We start from the raw sequence: 19,579 nt of genomic DNA, 5'->3' as shown, positions 1-19,579 counted from the left end.
AGCAATTATTGATCTAAAACAACCTCATTTACCAATTACCTCTTAGTAGGTATTTAACCAAACATGACCAAACCTACACTTTATGTGGTGAAATTTAAATGGTTGTAGCTGAGCTTGGCTATACTTTTAACATTAACGCAACATACGGGAGAGATTAGCGTGGTCGATTTATCCAAGCGAGCCTTATTACGGAGTCGGACTTCTCCCTCCTTCTCCCATCAGCTTCCTTGGCTTACCTCCCAGCAATCTCTCCACAATGACTGCACTCAATGCGGCCAGTGTATCAGTGCCTGTGAAACTCAGATTATCATCAAAGGCGATGGAGGTTTTCCAACTGTCGATTTTAGAAATGGGGAGTGCGTCTTTTGCTATCGCTGTGCCATGGCGTGTGATGAGCCGCTATTCAGGCCTCAGCATGAAGCCCCTTGGGAAAACAAGGCCAAGATTAACGAGCGATGTTTGGCCAAAAATAATATCGAGTGTCGCAGTTGCAGCGATATGTGCGAGCCGATGGCGATTCAGTTTAAGCCCGAGCTCGGTCGTGTCGCCCAACCGATACTCAGTCTAGAGCAATGTAACGGCTGCGGTGCGTGTGTCGCCAGCTGCCCGAGCAATGCGATAACCGTGAGTAATTAAAACAACAAATGGATGAATCCATGCAATTGAATGAAGTTCATATCTCCAGCCTTGTCGTGCATTGTGAGCCACTCCACTTGGCCGTTGTCAAGGCACAGATTGAAGAACTTGATGGTGCTGAGGTCTACGGTGACAGCCCTGCTGGCAAAATCGTGGTGGTGCTAGAAACCGACAGCCAAGGTTTTATCACCGAGACCATCGACACCATTAGTCATCTACCCAATGTACTGAGTACGGTGTTGGTCTATCACCAAATCGACGCCGATGGCCAAATTGACACTGACAGAGCAGAACAGCTGAAGAAAGACACTGGAATCGAGCATTCCCAAATCGAGGGTGAAGCATGAAAATGACACGACGTGCGTTTGTTAAGGCAAACGCAGCTGCATCAGCCGCCGCCGTTGCCGGCATAACCCTGCCGGCAAGTGCGACCAACCTGATTGCCAGCACCGAGCAAACTAAAATCACTTGGGACAAGGCACCCTGCCGCTTTTGTGGTACCGGCTGCTCGGTTCTGGTAGGCACACAAAATGGCAAGGTGGTCGCGACTCAGGGCGACCCTGAGTCTCCAGTTAACAAAGGGTTAAACTGTGTAAAAGGCTACTTTCTCTCCAAGATTATGTACGGCACCGACCGTTTGACCAAACCTTTGTTACGCATGAAGGACGGTAAATATGACAAAGACGGCGAGTTTACTGAGGTGTCATGGGATATGGCCCTCGATACCATGGCAGAGAAGTGGAAGGCGGCGCTTGCCGACAAAGGGCCTACTAGTGTAGGCATGTTTGGCTCGGGCCAGTGGACCGTAATGGAAGGTTATGCCGCCTCCAAGCTGATGAAGGCTGGCTTTCGCTCCAATAACATCGACCCCAACGCTCGACACTGTATGGCATCCGCCGTGGTAGGCTTCATGCGTTCATTTGGCATCGACGAGCCGATGGGCTGTTACGATGATTTCGAGCACGCCGACGCTTTTGTTCTCTGGGGCTCAAACATGGCTGAGATGCACCCCGTTTTATGGACTCGCATCACCGATCGACGCCTGAGTTACCCTCATGTGCGTGTCAATGTACTCTCCACTTATTATCATCGCTCCTTTGAGTTGGCTGATACAGGCTATATCTTTAAACCCCAATCAGATTTGGCTATTGCTAACTACATTGCCAACTACATCATTGAAACCGATGCGGTGAATTGGGATTTTGTCAACAAGCACACCAACTTCACCCAGGCGACCACTGATATTGGCTATGGACTTCGCGATGATGATCCTCTGCAAAAGGCGGCGGCGAATCCTAATTCGGGTGATATCAGCATGATCTCCTTTGAGGAGTATAAAGAGTCTGTAGCACCGTATACGCTCGAGCGCGCCCATGAGATCTCTGGGGTAGAAAAAGAAAAACTTGTTGAACTCGCCAAGCAATATGCCGACCCAGATACCAAGGTGATGTCACTATGGACTATGGGGGTGAATCAGCATACCCGAGGGGTATGGATGAATAGCCTGATTTACAATATCCACCTGCTCACCGGTAAGATCTCTACTCCAGGTAACAGCCCGTTCTCACTCACAGGTCAGCCTTCTGCCTGTGGTACGGCTCGTGAGGTCGGGACCTTTGCGCATCGCCTTCCCGCCGATATGGTGGTCGCCAATCCTAAACACCGAGAGAAAGCCGAGAAGATCTGGAAGCTCCCTGAAGGCACTATTCCACCCAAACCGGGCTTCCATGCGGTACTGCAAGACCGAATGCTCAAAGATGGCCAGCTCAATGCCTACTGGGTGCAGTGTAATAACAACATGCAGGCTGGACCAAATATCAACACTGAACGACTTCCGGGCTATCGTAATCCGGAAAACTTCATTGTTGTATCGGATGCTTACCCAACCGCCACTGCTCAAGCGGCCGATTTGATATTGCCAACCGCAATGTGGATAGAGAAAGAAGGCGCCTATGGTAATGCAGAACGCCGTACGCAAGCCTGGTATCAACAAGTAGAAACTGTGGGTGAAGCCAAGTCGGACCTATGGCAGATGATGGAGTTCTCAAAGCGCTTTAAAATGGAGGAGGTATGGCCAGAAGAGTTGCTCGCTAAGGCACCAGAGTATCGCGACAAAACCATGTATGACATGCTATTCGCTAATGGTCAGATCGATGCATTCCCGATAGAGCAAGCCCGTGAGCTTAATGACGACGCCCACCACTTTGGATACTACGTGCAAAAAGGTATCTTCGAAGAGTATGCGCAGTTTGGCCGTGGTAAAGCCCACGACTTGGCCGACTACGAGATCTACCACCAAGTGCGTGGTTTGCGCTGGCCAGTCGTCGATGGTGAAGAGACCTTGTGGCGCTTCAAAGAGGGCTATGACCCTTATGCTAAAGAGGGCTCTGGCTGGGATTTCTATGGTCATGAAGATGGTAAGGCACGCATTATCTCGGCGCCTTACGAGGCACCACCGGAAGAGCCCAATGGTGAGTTCGATATGTGGCTATGTACTGGTCGTGTATTAGAGCACTGGCATACCGGTACCATGACCCGTCGTGTACCTGAATTGTATCGCGCTGTTGCGGATGCTGTCTGCTACATGCACCCAGACGATGCTAAAGCGAGGGATTTACGGCGCGGTGATGAGGTGGTGATCTCCAACCCACGCGGTGAGGTTCGGGTCCGAGTTGAAACACGGGGACGAAATCGTCCGCCACAAGGCTTAGTATTTGTCCCATTCTTTGATGCACGCATTCTGATCAACAAGTTGATCCTTGATGCTACTGACCCATTGTCAAAACAAACCGACTACAAGAAGTGTCCGGTGAAAGTGACAAAAGTAGCCTAGTGCATCCCTGCTCGGCGGCTACGCTCTGGTAGCTCGCCGACTATATAAGCCTTCGGGTGGAGATAGAACAATGAAAAAATTCATTATCGCACTATTTTCTGTTTGTGCTGCGGCGACTGGCATTGCCTATGCCGAATTGGACAACCCTGGCGGTGTCGGTGGTCTCAGCTCATTGCGTGGCGACACGCGACTTGAAGAAACACGTCCGGCTGACGGTTTCAAGGACTATCCAAAGGAGCAAGCACTTGAGAGTGACTATGTGTTTCAGCCACCACTGGTTCCTCATACTATTCGTAACTATGAAGTTTCACTCAATGCAAACAAATGTCTGTCTTGCCATAGCTGGAAAAATGCGCCAGCGATGGGCGCCACCAAGATCAGTGTGACCCACTACGTGAATCGCCAAGAGGCGGTGCTCGCAGATATGTCACCTCGTCGCTATTTCTGTTTGCAGTGTCATGTACCTCAGGTTCAAGCCAAACCTTTGGTCGACAACGATTTCGAGCGAGTGGAATCACTACGTTAGTCGTGACTAGCGACAACGAGAGAGGCAAATTATGAAAATACTTAAAGCGTTTTGGAAGAGGCTGGCAAGCCCAAGTAAGGCGGCAGCAGGTGTCGTGTTGTTCCTTGGTTTTGCTGGCGGTCTTCTGTTCTGGGGCGCATTCAATACAGGCATGGAAGCAACCAATACCGAGGAGTTTTGTTCTGGTTGCCATGCCCCTATAGTGGCAGAGATCCAAGAGACCATTCACTACTCTAACCGCTCAGGTGTGCGCGCAATCTGCTCCGACTGTCATGTACCCCATGAGTGGACAGACAAGATCGTGCGTAAGGTTCAAGCTTCGAAAGAGCTGTATGCCCACTTTGTGCTAAAGACCATCGATACACCAGAGAAGTTCCAAGCTCGTCGCGGTTACCTAGCTGAGCGGGAATGGGCTCGCCTACAAAAGAATGACTCATTGGAGTGCCGTAACTGCCATGAGTTTGACTTTATGGACTTTTCTGAGCAAGGCAGTCGCGGTGCCTCACAGCACTCTACCGCACTGGCCTCAGGTGAAAAAACCTGTGTTGACTGCCACAAAGGCATCTCTCACCGTCTTCCAGATATGGAAGGGGTTGAAGGCTGGCAATAAGGAGACAAACTTTGAGTACACTTGAATCCGTTATCTGGCATATCCTAGGCTACAGTGCGATGCCATTTATTATCCTAGCTGGCTTTGTCGGCGTAGCAGCCGTTTCACTATGGGTACTATCACTAGGGAAGGATAAGGAAATTTAAGGTTCGAGGTGCGAGTACGGGCGCTGCCCTTCGAGATACGAGTATTTCACAAAGCGCGCGGCTCACTACTCGCTTATGTGGACTCCCCCTTGTCAACAGCAGTAATTAACAAATAAAGAATAAATGCGTGCTTATGTACGAGCTCTGATTGAGAAGCTATCTCTGGCTCTGTGATATTTACGCGAACTCGTGGTCAACTCTCCTCGGCGAGCTTAATGCTCCTAGCGAGATACTGACTCTACGAGCTGATTTTCATCTTTTATTGAGCATTACTGTTGTTTAACGCTTTAAGCCTCTAAAGGCTCGGCTTTGTATTCGGTATTTTTGGTTAGCATAGAGAACGCTGTTCTGACTGTTTTATTTGCTAAAGCCACAGCAGCACAGCGCTTTCCTCGTCGCTCAACCAACTGTTGGATCCATTGTTCTTTTTTGGTTCTGGCTTCGCGGCGCATTACTTGATTTATCACCGACATCGCTCCACTCACCAAGTAGCTCCTAACCATTTTATTTTTGACATACTTACCTATGGAGCCCAGTTTGGTCTTACCACCAGAAGAGTGCTGTATTGGGGTCAAGCCAATACAAGCTGCTGCATCACGCCCTGTTTTGAAAAACCCCATCTCGCCACAACCAAGAGAAATATATAGATTAATCGCATTCAAAGGGCCTACACCCTCTATCGCCATAAGCTTTTTGCATTCCTTCTGCCTATGTGCAGCTTTTTCTATACAGCTATCATATTGGTCGACGTTTTCAACATGGGTTAAATACTGTTGCCAGGCCGTATTAAGTGCCACCCTAAATTCACTAGAAAAACCATTCTCTGCATCTTCTAGAGCCGATGCAACAACACCGTTTATTCCCCCTTTACTCGGCGAAATACGGATATTGAACTCGAGTAATAGAGAAGAGAGTTGATTGAGACTGGCGACCTTGTGTTTCACTGCAAGGTCTCGTAGGCGAATAAGGCTTTGCTTCTCTTGTTGCTCTTTAGATTTGCCATTAATAAACTGAATATCAGTAACTTGCGAAGCCTGAACGATAGCTAATGCATCATTCTTATCGGTCTTTTGGTTTTGTCGAATACTGGCAACCAGCTTAGCTGAAATGAGTCTGGCATCATGCCCGCACGCTATAGCTTGTTGCTTCCAGTAGTTAGAGGTGCCACACGCTTCGAAAACGATGGTCATCGGTTTAGACGTTATAAGCCAGTGGTTAAAATCCTGAGGTGTCATTGCCTTATTGGAACGCACTTTGCTGTGTTGCGTAACACAAACTTGGATTTCACTCTTTGCTAAATCAACACCAGATACTATACGTTTCATATTGGACTCCTTTTAACATTTAGGCTTTACAACTCAAATGTTAGTCAACCTTTCGGGGTTGGGGGAGTCCAATTATCTCCTCGGAACGAAGTGTAACCCGTACCTCGCACCTATTCTTAGGCGTAAAAAAAAGTGGCTCGCGCCACTTTTTCACTACAGGTAGATTGAACCGCATTATTCAACAATAGGTAGGGTTTGCTTGACGTAATCGCCAGGTGCATTGCCTAGAACTGGGAAGTTCTCTGAGCCCACTTTGAATGGAGCGACTTTCTCTTCTGCGTTGAATTGCTTCAGCCAGTTATCCCAGTGAGGCCACCATGACCCCTCTTTACGGTCGGCATTACCAAGCCATTCATCGGCAGAATCATCGAGGTTGTCATTAACGTAGAAACCGTATTTGTTCTTCGCTGGATGGTTGACGATACCTGCGATGTGACCTGATTCACCTAGGACGAAGGTCTTATTACCACCGGTGTTTAGTGCACCACGGTAAGTCCCTTGCCATAGCGCAATGTGGTCATCCTTAGTCGAAATGAAGTAAGTCGGAATCTTAATCTTATTCAGATCGATCCACACTCCACCAACCTTCACACCCTTGTCTTTCACCAGCTTGTTCTCAAGGTAGAGTTCGCGCAACAAGAAGTTGTGCGTAGCAGCAGAAACATTGGTACTGTCGCTGTTCCAGTACAACAAATCGAAGTCGACTGGGGCGCCACCTTTGAGGTAGTTATCAACGTAGTAATTCCAGTACAAGCTGTTCTCACGTAACAAACTGAAGGTCACACTGATCGAGCGGCCATCCATGTATCCTCTTGCGTTGTTTTGTGCCTCAACGGCCGTGACAACGGGATCATTGATATACGCACCCACTTCACCAGGTTGTGAGAAGTCAAGCAAGGTAGTGAAGAATGTCGCTGACTTAATGCGTTTTTTCATCCGCTTAGCAGCGTAGTACGCAATCGTCGTTGCCAATACGGTACCACCGATACAGTAACCCGCGGCATTGATCTGCTCTTGACCAGTAATGTCTTCAATTGCAGTCACTGCTTTGGCAACACCGTCCGTGACATAATCGCCAAACTCAACCTGAGCTTGCTCTTTACCCGGGTTGCGCCATGACATCAAGAACACACTATGCCCTTGCTCAAGCAACCACTTAACCAAAGAGTTACGTGCTGTTAAGTCAAGAATGTAGTATTTGTTGATGAAAGGAGGAACGATCAGCAACGGCGTCGAGTTAACCTGCTCAGTTAACGGACGGTATTGGATCAGTTCGAACAACTCATTTTTGAATACCACATCGCCTGCTGTAACCGCAACATCCTCACCAACACGGAATGCGTTGTTGTTGGTCATGCGTACTTTCAACACGTCAGCACTGGACTCGAGATCTTCTTGCAACTGATTCATACCAGAAATCAGATTTTCACCATTTGATTCCAGTGTAAGCTTAAGCAGCTCTGGGTTGGTTGCAATGAAGTTCGAAGGTGATAGCGCGTTGATCGCTTGGCGTGAGAAAAAGGCAATACGCTCTTTTGATTTATCATCTAAGCCTTCAATCGACTCGATGGTATCAAGGTACGTTTTGCTAAACAGTAGATACGACTGTTTGATGAAATTAAACATGGCTTCATTTTGCCATGAAGGATCTGAGAAACGCTTGTCGCCTCTCTCAGCTTGGACTACTTCAGTTCCATTCCCTAGAACAACATTTTGCCAAATCTGCAGTTGTTGTTCCCACCACTCTGACTGAAGCTGAAGCATTGACGCTGGCTGATTAACCGCTTGTTCGAAGAGCTTAGTCGAGTCCTCGAAGTTCACTTGTTGCAGCGCTTTATTTAGCGGTGATTGTACGGCTGCCTTGTTTTGTTCAAAGTCTTCCCACCACTGCTGATTGGTTTCTTGAAGCTTCACAAGGTAGTCCGAAAGGAGATGTGGAAACATGTTATAACTCCTATGTTCGGATAAAAGTCCGCCTCAAAACAGTCATATGCAATAGATTGTGTGACCTCATTAACCTTTCGTTGTAAACGATTCAGAGTGGGGTTGCCCCCACTCTCTGCTTTCATAAACTGAAAGCAACTTAATGGTCAATACAACCAGCACTGCCTGGACGGCGGCACAGGATGAACAACTTAAGCAGGCGTTACTGTCTTAAGATTTTCAGAAGTTAGTTTTTCTACGTCTTCTTTAAATTCTTTCGCGATAGATTGTAGCTTAGCGCTGTCATCCATTAGCTGCTGAGAGAACTTAGTTAGCGTTGTAATCTGTTGGCTGCTGAATGCAGTCAAAGAAGCAACGTCTTTCACGTTTGCCGCAGCTTTCATTTGCTCTAGACCCAGATCGCTGTATGCACGTACGGCATTTAGCTGAAGCTCAGTCACTACTTCAACGTTCTTAGTCATTAGCTGATTGAACTTGAAGTAAGGTTCTAGCGTTTTTTCAGTTTGATCTGTGAAAGTCTTAAATAGATCTGTATACATGGTAATTCTCCTTTACGAGGTTTTGATTTATCCGTTTTTTACTACACTGCTTTTACAATCACAGCCGTGCCCATTCCACCGCCTACGCAGAGAGAAGCCACGCCAAATTGACCGTTCTGTTTTTTGAGCTCGTGGATCAAAGTAACCAAGATGCGGTTACCCGATGCACCAAGCGGGTGGCCAAGCGCAATTGCGCCGCCATTGAAATTCGCTTTATCTTTGATACTGTCAACAGAGACTTTGTGCTCTTCAGCGAGACCGTGAATAACGCCAAGTGCTTGTGCTGCAAATGCTTCATTGAGTTCGAAAACATCAACGCCATCAATAGACAGCTCAGCTTTTGCTAATGCCTTGGTCACAGACTCAACCGGACCGAGACCCATAATTTTTGGATCAAGACCAGATTGTGCGTAAGAGGCAACTTCACAAAGAGGTGTCAAACCGTACTCGGCAACCGCACTCTCAGAGGCAAGGATAATGGCACTCGCACCATCATTGATACCGGATGCATTACCTGCAGTCACCGTGCCTTCGCGATCAAATGCCGGACGCAGTTTCGCCAAGCCTTCAAGCGTAGCGTTCGCTTTTGGATACTCATCAGTATCGAAGACCACGGTTTCGCGACGCTGCTTCACCTCGACCGGTACAATCTCATCAGTGAATTTGCCCGCTTCGATTGCTGCAACTGCTTTTTGTTGGCTCGCCAACGCATAGCTGTCTTGCTGCTCACGAGTTAACGCGTATTTCTTTGCAACGTTTTCAGCAGTCACACCCATGTGGTACTGGTTGAAGACATCGGTTAGACCATCGCTCACTAGCAGATCCTTGGCCGATACATCACCCATTCTTGCGCCAGTGCGAATTGAACCAGGAAGTGCAAAAGGAATTTGCGACATGACTTCAACGCCAGCAGCGATAACAACTCGGGCATCACCAGCACGGATGTGAGATACCGCATCCATAACCGTTTTCATACCACTACCACACACCATGTTAAGCGTGTAAGCAGGAACACTCTCAGGTACACCAGCGAACACTGCCGCCTGACGGCCAACACTCATTCCCTGACCTGCACCCACGACGTTACCAACGATGACTTCATCAACCTGATCGCCAGCCAGACCCGATGCCTCCAGCGCACCTTTAATCGCTACTGCACCTAATTTGCCTGCTGATTGATCTTTGAGAGAACCACAGAAGCTACCTAACGGCGTACGTTTTGCCGCAACTACAAATACCTTTTCCATTACTGTCTCCTTAGTTCATGTACAAGCCGCCGTTCACAGAGAGTGTTTCCCCTGTGATATAGGCACCAGCGTCACTGACTAAGAAGCTTACAGACTCAGCGATCTCTTCAGGAGTCGCTAGGCGCTGCATAGGAATCGTTGATTTGATTGCATCTAGTACTTCAGGTTTCATTTGCTCAACCATTGGTGTACCAGTGTAGCCTGGTGCGACAACGTTTGCCGTTACGCCAGAGCGAGCACCCTCGAATGCCAATGCTTTAGTGAAACCAATCATGCCCGCTTTCGCTGCAGAATAGTTAGTTTGACCGAACTGACCTTTGAGGCCATTCACAGACGAGATGTTAACCACACGCCCCCCACCTTTTTCACACATCGCTGCGAATAGAGGTTGGGTGACGTTGAAACAGCTGTTTAGGTTGGTTTCAATAACTGAGAACCAAGCATCTGCCGTCATCTTCTTGAATTGACCATCACGAGTAATACCTGCGTTGTTTACGATGACGTCAATCGTACCTTCTTCTTCGAGAAGCTTAGCCAGACGCTCGGAACACTCTTGAGTATTTGTTACGTCAAGCTCGAACAAGCGCACCTGCTCCTCGGTAAAGCCTCGCTCATTGAACCACTCAAGGGCACATTCGTGATTACCCGTAAAGTATGCAGCGATAACTCGGAAGCCATCCTCAACCAACTTGGTTGAAATAGCCGAGCCGATACCCCCTTTTGATCCGGTGATCAAAGCGATTTTCGTCATAATTGAACTCCATTTCTACACAGCAAAGTGTGTGCTTGCCCAACTCCTTGGTAGTCCAAAGTACAACCTAACCGATGGATAATCATTCAAGCACACTTTCAAAAAACCAAAAACAAACTACAAATTAAAGTTACTCAAGCAATGTTACAATTAGAATACAATTCGATTTACAAGTCAAAACACTTTTAGACCTACCATAGAAGGTAAGACCAATGATATTTATCATTATAAGTCTTTGATTTTTCTAGTCATTGCTCTACTAATATTGTTTAGTATATTTCATAAAAAAATCAAGTTATTTTTTATAATAATATTAACAATTATAAAGTAATTACTCAGCTTAATGTTGCATTTACGTTATTCAGAATAAGTAATTGGTGCGAATGCATAGCTAAATTCCGCTGATATTCACACTTTTTGCTGTGCAAAAGTTATACAAAAATGAAACTAACGGAATATTCATGCTTAGGTGTTGAATTTAAATAGTTGTGGTCCAAATTCACCACGCTGAACTGAGGGAGGAGGGTGAGCCCTAGATTTCGATCTGCAGATAAAACCGTAAAGGTCAATAAAAGTGTACATATATATGTACAACTTTAGTGGTAACAGGTGAAGTTACTTATTGTTTCAGTAGTATAATTTACATAGCAATCACCAATTAGTATAAGAAATGGCTATATGGATTATATTTGGTATATATACCCAATTTATTGATAATTTTTGGCATATAAAGCCACTAAAGTGCCATTTATCTCGATGACTTCTAGCATTTCCTCTCGGGCTTTATCGCTAGTCTTTGTTGCAGAATTTGATGCTATGGAACTTCCAGAGGCTGATAACAACGTCAAAACAGTCTATTTTTTAGACTCCACTTACCCTACTCTCTAGAGGTGTAAGTAAATATGTCGAATTAAAAATAGTAAAAGTTATATCGACCAGCACCGACCTCTCTGTGTGTACTTTTCTCAATTAAAAAGTAAAAAATGCGTTAAAAAGCACTTTTTATGTATAAAAAAAACGCAGTTGGCAGCAAAAAACAAAGAAAAGTGCGAAAAAGGTCAAAAAAAGGTTTATTGACAGGCCACAAGCTGGTTTACTTAGTCAATAAGAAGCGCTAATAACTCTTTTTCTTGCTGTGTACACAAAATTACACACTATTTTTAGGCGCTCTTTGATTGCAAGAACACTAAATTTTGGAGAACTAGTGGTGAACAATACAAACGCAAAGCCACGTGACGCCTGGGGCTCACGATTAGGCTTTATTATGGCAGCAGCAGGATCAGCTGTTGGTCTTGGTAACATCTGGAAGTTTCCTTACACCGCCGGCGAAAGCGGTGGTGGTGCATTTGTTGCCATCTATCTATTCTTCGTAATCGTCATCGGTTTCAGCGTGATGCTGACTGAGTTCGCGATCGGTCGTAAAACGGGTCTTTCGGCTGTGGGCGCATTTAAGTCAACTGACCGTCGTTGGAGTTTCGTCGGTATCATGGGTGTGCTTAGTGGCCTATTGATCATGGGTTTCTACCCAGTCGTTGGTGGCTGGGCCATTGCTTACGTGTATAAGATCGCGACCGGTCTACTAAGTACACCAGAAGCAATTGGTGATAGCTTTGGTGGCTTTATCTCAAACCCAATCCAGCCACTAATGTGGATGGCAGCTTACCTATTCTTGAACATCCTGATCGTTATCCGTGGTATTTCTGGCGGTATCGAGAAAGCAGGTAAGGTTCTGATGCCGCTGCTGTTCTTCGTATTGATCATCGTTTCGGTTAAAGGTCTGACACTACCAGGCTCAAGTGAAGGTCTGAAATTCCTATTCAACCCTGACTTCTCGAAAGTTGACAGCAACGTTGTTCTAGCGGCGCTTGGCCAAGCGTTCTTCTCACTCAGCCTTGGTATGGGTGCGATGATCACTTACGGCTCTTACTTGAAGAAGAAAGAAAACCTGGTTCAAAACACTGCCATGGTCACTGCGATGGATACGGGTGTCGCTATTCTAGCTGGTGTTGCAATGTTCCCAGCGATGTTCGCCTTTGGTATGGAGCCAGCTGCAGGCCCAGGTCTAGTCTTCGTGGTTGTCCCTCAGCTCTTTGCTGAAATGGGCGGCATCGTTGGTCTACTACTTGCGCTACTGTTCTTCGTTGGCCTAAGTGTCGCTGCACTGACCTCTTCAGTGTCTCTACTTGAGGTTGTGGTTTCTTACCTTATCGATGAGAAGGGCCTAAAACGCTCAACAGCGGTAGTATCAGCGTCAGCGGTAATGGCGTTCCTATGTGTGTTCGCGTCACTATCACTCGGTGGTGTGGGTCCAACACTATTCGACACCGGTGCGTTCGACATCTTCGACCTACTGACTGATAAGATCTTCCTAGCCGTTGGCGGTATGTTTATCTGTATCTTCGCGGGCTGGAGACTAAACCGTGAAGACCTAGAGAAAGAGATCACTAACGACGGTGAGGTATCATTCCCACTATTCGGTCTGTGGTACAACCTAGTTAAGTTCGTTATCCCTGTTGCGATTGCTATCGTGGCGTTTGCAGGTGTAATGAGCGGCTTCGATGGTGGTAAGGGCGCTATCATGATCATCGGTTTGGTGATCATCGCGATTGCAGCGCTGTTCTCTAAGAAGCTGTAATTCGACTAGCACAGTCTTGAACCCAAAAGCACGCCAGAGGACTGGCGTGCTTTTTTTGTTTCAACCCAGTCCATTTCACTCAATGACATTTAAAGTGAATTTGGGTATATTTCATCTTTCAAATCAGAGTGTTGGAATTATCATGTCAATCAATAGCTTTTTGAGGTTGGTGTTACTAGCGGCTATTTGGGGTGGCTCGTTTTTGTTTACACGCATTGCGGCCAATACATTTGGTCCAGCATTTCTCATCGAATTCCGGGTTGGCTTTGGCCTACTGTTTCTGATCATTGCCGCACGCTACTTGAAAAAGCAACTGGCCTTTAAGCAACATCGCAGACACTTTTTTACCCTGGGACTATTAAATACCGCACTGCCGTTCACTCTGTTTGCCTATGCAGCACAGACACTTAATGCCTCGACATTGTCTATTCTCAACTCAACCGCCGCCATTTGGGGGGCGATCATCGCCTTTTTCTGGTTTGGGACAAAAATACACAAGCAAGGTATGATTGGCTTACTGCTTGGTATCAGCGGAGTGGCCATTTTGGTGGGGGTTGATGGTGCTCGGATTGGTTCGGAGTCAATTATCCCGATTGTGGCCGGCGTCATGGCTGCCTTTAGCTATGGCCTTGCCACCAACTACACCAAGAAGGCCCCGGCAGTTGAGTCATTCAGTAATGCTCATGGCAGCATGTGGGCCGCAACTTTTTGGATGCTGCCGCTACTGCTGTTTATACCAATGCGTGAGGCGCCAAGTCCAATCGAGTGGACCTCTGTGATCCTGCTTGGCATCGTCTGCACAGGTTATGCATATCTGCTGTTTTTCCGCTTGGTCAGTGATGAGGGGCCGGCTTCAGCACTGTCAGTGACCTTTTTGATCCCGATCTTCGGCATCTTATGGGGCTATCTATTTCTCGATGAACCGATTGGGTTTAACACCATTGCCGGTACTATTTTGATCTTGTCCGGAACCATGATGGTGACAGGGTTTAATCCACGCCAGCTACTCAAGATGCGCTAGAGATACACATCATATTTAGCTTACTCAAGCAAGTTTACCGCGAGCTCCGCACCGGTCTTCTTTGGCAAATAGACGCTAAAACAGCTTCCTACGCCAAATTCTGAGCTAACGCGGATCTCCCCCCCTGTCTGGCTTAAAATACTCTGTGAAACCGATAAGCCCAGCCCGGTTCCCTCACGTTTAGTAGTGTAAAACGGATCGAAAATGCGCTTGAGTTGCTCCGGTTTGATCCCGCAGCCTTGATCCTCGATATCTATTATCGCACCGAGTATTTGCCCCCGCTCCTGCCAATCTCGGCTACGAATCATCAATTGCCCCTTGCCTTGCATTGCATGAATCGCATTGACCTGCAAGTTAACCAGCACCTGTAGCAACTGGTGGCGATTCACCTCCACCGATGCCTGTGCGTTCAATTGGCGCACAAATACGATATCTTTGCGTTTAGCCCCTGCCTTGACCAAGGTGATACTCTCATCAATGATTGGGTTGACGTACTGCCAGGTGATCTCATCTTGAATGCCCCCTTGGCGACTATACTGCAGCAGACTCTTGGTGATATTGCGGATCCTATCAATTTGCAGCATGATCGCCGAGATCTCTTCATCTACCTGCTTGGCATCTTCACCTAGCTCAAATTTGATCAACTCTACATTGCCAAGGATCACCGCGGTCGGATTATTGATCTCATGGGCGATCCCTGCTGTTAGTCCGCCAAGCGCGGCAAGTTTTTCACTGGTCACCAGCTTGTCACGAGTTTGGTTAAGCAGGGCAATATGGAATTCTAGCTGCTCGGTTTTTTCTTTGAGACTTGCGGTGCGCTGCGTGACCTTCTCTTCTAAACCCTGCGCCGCAGCCTCGATCTGTGCCTGGCGCTTTTCAAGCAAATCAAGCATGTTGTCGAACTGTTTAGCTAATTGTGCCAGTTCGTGACGAGGGTCTAACCCCAGCTCACCAATGCGTTTGATTTTGCCTAATTGAACAAGTTTAACAACGCGATGGATGCGCTCGATAGGACGAAATAGATCGCGTGAGCCACGGTAAACTAAAAAGCCAGACCCTAGCAGTAACAATAGAGTGATAAGACCTATCTCAACCAGAGTTGTGAAATAGGTTTTGACAAAAGGCCACAACAGATAACCGGTATAGAGCATCCCGACCACTTGGCGATCTTGATCGAAAATAGGTTGGTAGGCACTGATATACCACGCATCATAGACAAACGCCCGATCAACCCAGGTTTCGCCATTGATCAGCACCGCTTGCTTGACCTGCTCAGATACCTCAGTACCAATCGCTCGCCCTACTTGACGCTCACTATCCAAAGGCACATTGGTGCTAACCCGAAGATCCTCAAGAAACAGGGTCAATGTACCCAGTGGGCGCCCCTGCTCAGACTGCAGCGGATAAAGCACAGTGCGCAGTTGATCGACCAATTGGGTGCTGTTGTTCAGCAGCAAACCCGCCTCAAGTACGCCAATCACTTCAGTGCTACCCGGCCTGTATACTGCCTGCACAACACGACTGACCAGGCCACGTGTTTCAATGACCTCGCCATCTATCGATTTTACCTTGGCCTTAAGTGCAAGCTGAGGGTCGATGGCTGTCAGTTGCTCACTTGAGAGTAGGTCAAAAAAAGCCCCCTCATCATGCGGTTCGACCTGAGCGTGCAACCCAGTACTATTTAATGCGGGATAGTAACGCAGGTAATCAAGCGGATAGTCACGCTCTTGCTCAGTCACCCATTTTGTCAGCTGCTGCTGGGATTTAAACTCACGAAGCTTGGTTTGAAACGCATAGGAGTGGTTAAATGCATCCAAGCGCTGACTCTGCGCATTTTGCAGGACCTGAAGACTTTGTCTCGCCGCGCCCAACCGCTCAGAGACATCGGTGAGTGCGCTATTCCACGTGTAGTGAATCGACCAATAGATCGTGATGCCAATCAGAGCTATCAAGGTAAGAAGAATTGGCGCAGAGGTCAGCACCAGCAACCGATAGCGCACCATGGTTTTGAAGTGAAAACGCCACTTGCTGAGCCAGCTAGCTATTGGGTTTTGACGATTTGGCTCGGGTAACTTAGTCGTCATACTGGTCCAAATTCCACTCTTTGAATTTTCTCTCTAGGGTTTTTCGCGCCACACCAAGGGAACGGGCAGCGGCCGACTTGTTCCCCGCATGATAAGCAACCAACTGCTCAATATGCGCCCGCTCCACCTGTTTGAGACTCCACTGGTTAGGATAGCCACCTACCCCACTGATCTCTGACTCTGAATGTTGCTCACAAACGCTGCTCTCAGCGATTTTTCTCGGCTGCATACCACCGTTCCAATGGTGAGCTGGAGGCATCGACAGCAGAAGGCAGCGCTCGATAATATTCTTCAACTCTCGTACGTTGCCAGGCCAATGATAGGTATGCAATGCAATCCTATCCTCATGTGCCCAATTGGGCTCTCGAATGCCAAGCTCACTGGCTAATCGCTTAACAAAGTAAGGCACAAGTTCGTCCAGATCTTGCTTACGTTCGCGCAGTGGGGCGACATCTATCTTTAGCACATTGAGCCTGTAATAGAGATCGGAGCGAAACTCGCCTTGCTCAACACGCTGTTTGAGATCGCGATTGGTTGCGGCGACAATGCGCACATCCACTCCTATCTCTTTTTCCCCACCTACCGGTCGAATGCTGCGCTGCTCGAGCACCCTAAGCAACGCAGTCTGCATGTTAAGTGGCATTTCGCCTATTTCATCGAGAAATAGCGTGCCGTTATTAGCGACACGAAAAAGTCCCTCACGGCTTTTCTTGGCCCCAGTAAAGGCGCCTGAGGTATGCCCAAACAGCTCACTCTCAAGCAGCTCTGGGGCGATTGCACCGCAGTTAATCGGAACAAACGGGCCAGCGCGCTCGCTGGCTGCATGGATGCCTCGCGCCACTAGCTCTTTACCGACACCAGATTCTCCTTCGATCAGCACCGAAGCACGTGAGGGAGCAAATTGACTGATCCGCTGCTTCAGCTCTTGAGTTGTCGTCGATTGGCCAATAATATCGGAAGTAACCCGCCGCTCAAGGTCACGTTTTAACGCGTATTGATAGCGCTCTTCAAGCCGCTTATCCATACACCGTTGCACTGCTTGGAGCATTTGACTGAGATTAAAAGGCTTAAGGATAAAGTCACTTGCCCCTAACTTTAGCGCTGAGATTGCCGTCTCTAAGTCCGCATACCCCGTCATAAAGATCACATCGGCACGCTTTCCTTCATCATTGAACGCCTCTTCCCACTCAATACCTGAGCGGCCAGGTAGATTGATATCTAGGATGATAAGGTCGTAGTGATTTTCACAACGGAGCTCTTCAGCCTGTTCTACGCTAGAGGCGGTATCAACCTTAGAGAACCATTTTCCTAACGCTTTGCGTAAAATGGCCTGCATTCCTTGCTCGTCATCCACCACCAAAACCGAAAAAGCTTCGAACTTGTGAGATGGGTTAGAGTCAACCGTAAATGTTTGTGGCATAACTTCCATGCTGTATTTTCTAACTCATGAGACAAAGTGTATCAGCGAAATGCCCGCTAACTAAATGCCTGCTTTGACATTTTGTCCCACTTCAAAGTTTAGTTGGGATTAGGTTTTAAATTTGAGTTGTTTGGATTCCTGGGTAGAATAGAGTAATTGTCATACAAATCATCATGTTCTAACTGTTAGTCAAAGACATTGTAAGACTGACAATATCGGCTGATCGTTTAACTTTCTCCCCACAACTCAAAACACAAGGAAAAAGGACGTTTCAATGAAGAGAAGACTTTTCTCGCTGGTGATCACCTCACTCGTTTTCATCACAGCCCCGAGCTCTTTCGCTGATGAGCTGCCACGCGTTCGTCTTGCCACCACCACTAGCACCTATCATTCAGGGCTACTCGATTATCTGCTACCAGAATTCGAAAGAGAGACTGGCTATCATGTTGATGTCATTGCGGCTGGGACTGGCAAAGCACTGAAAATGGGTGAAAATGGTGACGTCGATATATTGATGACCCATGCGCCTCAAGCCGAGCAGGCATTCGTGGAAGCGGGTTATGGCATTGAGCCGAAAGCGCTAATGTACAATGACTTTGTTGTCGTTGGCCCCAAAGCCGATCCCGCACAGCTACAAAAGGTTGAGCAAGTCACCACAGCCTTTGCTCAGATAGCCGAGCGTAACGAGCTATTTGTCTCACGTGGTGATGACTCCGGCACACACAAAAAAGAGCTGACTCTTTGGTCAATTGCCGGTGTAACCCCAAAGTTCTCTGCCTATCGCTCCGTTGGTCAGGGAATGGGACCCACCCTCAATATGTCATCCGAGATGCAAGCCTATACTCTAACCGATCGGGGCACTTGGCTGGCATATCACAACAACCTTGACCTAGCTATCGTGCTAGAAGGTGATAAACTGTTGTTTAATCCCTATCAAGTTATTTTGGTCAACCCACAACGCTACCCAGATTTGAACCATGTGGGAGCCAAAGCCTTTAGCGACTGGTTGGTCAATGATAGAGGTCAACAATTAATCAACTCATTCCAGCTTAACGGCCAGCAGCTGTTTACGGCGAACGCGGCGGTAACAGAAGAAAAGTAGTTAGTATTAGATCATGGATATTTGGCAAACCACACTCGACGCGCTGGCGCTGTTGGTCCGTTTTGACCAACCGCTGTGGGAGATTGTTGCGGTTTCGTTTAGCGTTTCTCTGTCTGCAATCTTATTGGTCATCATTCCAGCCATCCTTTTGTCGTTCGTGCTGGCTTATACCAACTTTTGGGGTAAGTGGTTTTTACTGTCCATAGTGAACACCATGCAGTCGATCCCTACTGTGGTGATCGGCTTGCTGCTTTACATGATGCTTTCACGTGCTGGCCCCTTGGGTGACTGGCAAATGCTGTTTACTCAAAAGGCAATGATACTAGGTCAGATGCTGATCTGTTTTCCCGTGCTGGTATCAATGATGTATGGCGCGCTACAATCAAGTGATCGACGAGCAATTGAAACAGCAAGAACCCTAGGCGCGTCTCCGATGCGCATTGCAACCACTATGGTTTGGGAGCACCGGTTCCCGCTGCTTGCCGCTGCGATTGCGGCATTCTCTCGCATCGTCACAGAAGTGGGTTGCTCGATGATGGTCGGGGGTAATATCATGGGCTCAACCCGTAATATCCCCACCGCAATCGCGATGGAGAGCCACAAAGGCGCCTTTGCTCAAGGGGTGGCTTTGGGCATTGTTTTACTCTCGCTCGCCTTAATCCTCAATTTTCTGCTCTCAAGCATGAGTGGGCGCGGCTATCTTCGCACTTAAGGATGCTGTATGACGATAAAAATAACTGCACAGCAACTCGAGATGCGC

At 47.6% G+C, this 19,579-nt stretch carries 17 protein-coding genes; 10 read left to right on the top strand and 7 right to left on the bottom strand.

Annotated features, from left to right (window positions below):
* Positions 1-159: 159 nt before the first annotated feature.
* The 6 genes from napF (at position 160) to ACZ5R2_RS17215 (ending at position 4,751) form a co-directional block, all read left to right on the top strand.
* Positions 160-636 (top strand): ferredoxin-type protein NapF, encoded by a 477-nt coding sequence (gene napF, locus ACZ5R2_RS17240; RefSeq protein ID WP_464903357.1) that lies wholly within the window; start codon positions 160-162, stop codon positions 634-636.
* A gap of 20 nt (positions 637-656) precedes the next feature.
* The gene (locus ACZ5R2_RS17235) at positions 657-983 is read left to right on the top strand and encodes a chaperone NapD (RefSeq protein WP_464903358.1); all 327 of its coding nucleotides are present in this window, start codon (positions 657-659) and stop codon (positions 981-983) included.
* Positions 980-3,469: a periplasmic nitrate reductase subunit alpha gene (napA, locus tag ACZ5R2_RS17230; RefSeq protein ID WP_464903359.1), complete on the top strand. Its 2,490-nt coding sequence runs from the start codon at positions 980-982 to the stop codon at positions 3,467-3,469. Before ACZ5R2_RS17235 ends, napA begins: the two co-directional genes overlap by 4 nt.
* 70 nt (positions 3,470-3,539) lie before the next feature.
* Positions 3,540-3,995, top strand: coding sequence for a nitrate reductase cytochrome c-type subunit (locus ACZ5R2_RS17225; RefSeq protein ID WP_438461042.1), 456 nt, complete (start codon positions 3,540-3,542; stop codon positions 3,993-3,995).
* 31 nt (positions 3,996-4,026) lie between these two features.
* Entirely contained in the window at positions 4,027-4,605 is a 579-nt protein-coding gene (locus tag ACZ5R2_RS17220) for a NapC/NirT family cytochrome c (RefSeq protein WP_438461041.1), read from the top strand.
* An 11-nt stretch (positions 4,606-4,616) separates the two neighbouring features.
* Complete coding sequence (locus tag ACZ5R2_RS17215) at positions 4,617-4,751, top strand: TIGR02808 family protein (protein ID WP_438461040.1); 135 nt, start codon at positions 4,617-4,619, stop codon at positions 4,749-4,751.
* 287 nt (positions 4,752-5,038) lie between these two features.
* Here the strand turns inward: ACZ5R2_RS17215 and ACZ5R2_RS17210 are convergent, their stop codons facing one another.
* From ACZ5R2_RS17210 to ACZ5R2_RS17190, 5 genes are all read right to left on the bottom strand, one after another.
* The gene (locus ACZ5R2_RS17210) at positions 5,039-6,076 is read right to left on the bottom strand and encodes an IS110 family RNA-guided transposase (RefSeq protein ID WP_464900814.1); all 1,038 of its coding nucleotides are present in this window, start codon (positions 6,074-6,076) and stop codon (positions 5,039-5,041) included.
* Between the two features lie 174 nt (positions 6,077-6,250).
* Positions 6,251-8,020, bottom strand: a complete 1,770-nt coding sequence (phaC, locus tag ACZ5R2_RS17205; RefSeq protein WP_464903360.1) for a class I poly(R)-hydroxyalkanoic acid synthase — start codon at positions 8,018-8,020, stop codon at positions 6,251-6,253.
* A gap of 191 nt (positions 8,021-8,211) precedes the next feature.
* Complete coding sequence (locus ACZ5R2_RS17200; RefSeq protein WP_464903361.1) at positions 8,212-8,559, bottom strand: phasin family protein; 348 nt, start codon at positions 8,557-8,559, stop codon at positions 8,212-8,214.
* A gap of 41 nt (positions 8,560-8,600) precedes the next feature.
* Entirely contained in the window at positions 8,601-9,806 is a 1,206-nt protein-coding gene (locus tag ACZ5R2_RS17195) for an acetyl-CoA C-acetyltransferase (protein WP_464903362.1), read from the bottom strand.
* Positions 9,807-9,816: 10 nt separating this feature from the next.
* On the bottom strand, positions 9,817-10,557 hold the full coding sequence (locus tag ACZ5R2_RS17190; RefSeq protein ID WP_438461036.1) for an SDR family oxidoreductase: 741 nt from the start codon (positions 10,555-10,557) through the stop codon (positions 9,817-9,819).
* A gap of 1,264 nt (positions 10,558-11,821) precedes the next feature.
* Between ACZ5R2_RS17190 and ACZ5R2_RS17185 the strand changes: the two genes are divergently transcribed.
* Positions 11,822-13,192 carry a sodium-dependent transporter gene (locus tag ACZ5R2_RS17185; protein ID WP_464903677.1) on the top strand — a complete coding sequence of 457 codons (1,371 nt, stop codon included), beginning with the start codon at positions 11,822-11,824 and terminating at the stop codon, positions 13,190-13,192.
* A 142-nt stretch (positions 13,193-13,334) separates the two neighbouring features.
* Positions 13,335-14,213, top strand: coding sequence for a DMT family transporter (locus tag ACZ5R2_RS17180; RefSeq protein ID WP_464903363.1), 879 nt, complete (start codon positions 13,335-13,337; stop codon positions 14,211-14,213).
* A 20-nt stretch (positions 14,214-14,233) separates the two neighbouring features.
* On the opposite strand, the gene ACZ5R2_RS17175 is transcribed toward ACZ5R2_RS17180, so the two are convergent.
* Together ACZ5R2_RS17175 and ACZ5R2_RS17170 are read right to left on the bottom strand one after the other, a co-directional pair.
* The gene (locus ACZ5R2_RS17175; protein WP_464903364.1) at positions 14,234-16,297 is read right to left on the bottom strand and encodes a sensor histidine kinase; all 2,064 of its coding nucleotides are present in this window, start codon (positions 16,295-16,297) and stop codon (positions 14,234-14,236) included.
* A complete protein-coding gene (locus ACZ5R2_RS17170) occupies positions 16,287-17,717 on the bottom strand; it encodes a sigma-54-dependent transcriptional regulator (RefSeq protein WP_464903365.1) in 1,431 nt (476 codons plus the stop codon). The genes ACZ5R2_RS17175 and ACZ5R2_RS17170 overlap by 11 nt, the downstream gene beginning before the upstream one ends.
* Positions 17,718-17,991: 274 nt before the next feature.
* Between ACZ5R2_RS17170 and ACZ5R2_RS17165 the strand changes: the two genes are divergently transcribed.
* Entirely contained in the window at positions 17,992-18,819 is an 828-nt protein-coding gene (locus ACZ5R2_RS17165; protein WP_464903366.1) for an ABC transporter substrate-binding protein, read from the top strand.
* Positions 18,820-18,832: 13 nt separating this feature from the next.
* Entirely contained in the window at positions 18,833-19,531 is a 699-nt protein-coding gene (locus tag ACZ5R2_RS17160) for an ABC transporter permease (protein ID WP_464903367.1), read from the top strand.
* The last annotated feature ends 48 nt before the right edge of the window (positions 19,532-19,579 follow it).

This window comes from Vibrio sabulosilitoris, from assembly GCF_055391395.1.
The sequence above is the reverse complement of the archived record's forward strand: the minus strand, read 5'-3'. Positions and strand labels throughout refer to the sequence as shown.

Bases quoted from the DNA above. Each gene is read 5' to 3' on its own strand.
- ACZ5R2_RS17235 (WP_464903358.1), top strand. From the start codon at position 657: ATGCAATTGAATGAAGTTCATATCTCCAGCCTTGTCGTGCATTGTGAG.
- ACZ5R2_RS17165 (WP_464903366.1), top strand. From the start codon at position 17,992: ATGAAGAGAAGACTTTTCTCGCTGGTGATCACCTCACTCGTTTTCATC.
- ACZ5R2_RS17225 (WP_438461042.1), top strand. From the start codon at position 3,540: ATGAAAAAATTCATTATCGCACTATTTTCTGTTTGTGCTGCGGCGACT.
- ACZ5R2_RS17195 (WP_464903362.1), bottom strand. From the start codon at position 9,806: ATGGAAAAGGTATTTGTAGTTGCGGCAAAACGTACGCCGTTAGGTAGC.
- ACZ5R2_RS17210 (WP_464900814.1), bottom strand. From the start codon at position 6,076: ATGAAACGTATAGTATCTGGTGTTGATTTAGCAAAGAGTGAAATCCAA.
- ACZ5R2_RS17200 (WP_464903361.1), bottom strand. From the start codon at position 8,559: ATGTATACAGATCTATTTAAGACTTTCACAGATCAAACTGAAAAAACG.
- phaC (WP_464903360.1), bottom strand. From the start codon at position 8,020: ATGTTTCCACATCTCCTTTCGGACTACCTTGTGAAGCTTCAAGAAACC.
- ACZ5R2_RS17180 (WP_464903363.1), top strand. From the start codon at position 13,335: ATGTCAATCAATAGCTTTTTGAGGTTGGTGTTACTAGCGGCTATTTGG.
- ACZ5R2_RS17190 (WP_438461036.1), bottom strand. From the start codon at position 10,557: ATGACGAAAATCGCTTTGATCACCGGATCAAAAGGGGGTATCGGCTCG.
- ACZ5R2_RS17160 (WP_464903367.1), top strand. From the start codon at position 18,833: ATGGATATTTGGCAAACCACACTCGACGCGCTGGCGCTGTTGGTCCGT.
- napA (WP_464903359.1), top strand. From the start codon at position 980: ATGAAAATGACACGACGTGCGTTTGTTAAGGCAAACGCAGCTGCATCA.
- ACZ5R2_RS17185 (WP_464903677.1), top strand. From the start codon at position 11,822: ATGGCAGCAGCAGGATCAGCTGTTGGTCTTGGTAACATCTGGAAGTTT.
- ACZ5R2_RS17220 (WP_438461041.1), top strand. From the start codon at position 4,027: ATGAAAATACTTAAAGCGTTTTGGAAGAGGCTGGCAAGCCCAAGTAAG.
- ACZ5R2_RS17170 (WP_464903365.1), bottom strand. From the start codon at position 17,717: ATGCCACAAACATTTACGGTTGACTCTAACCCATCTCACAAGTTCGAA.
- ACZ5R2_RS17175 (WP_464903364.1), bottom strand. From the start codon at position 16,297: ATGACGACTAAGTTACCCGAGCCAAATCGTCAAAACCCAATAGCTAGC.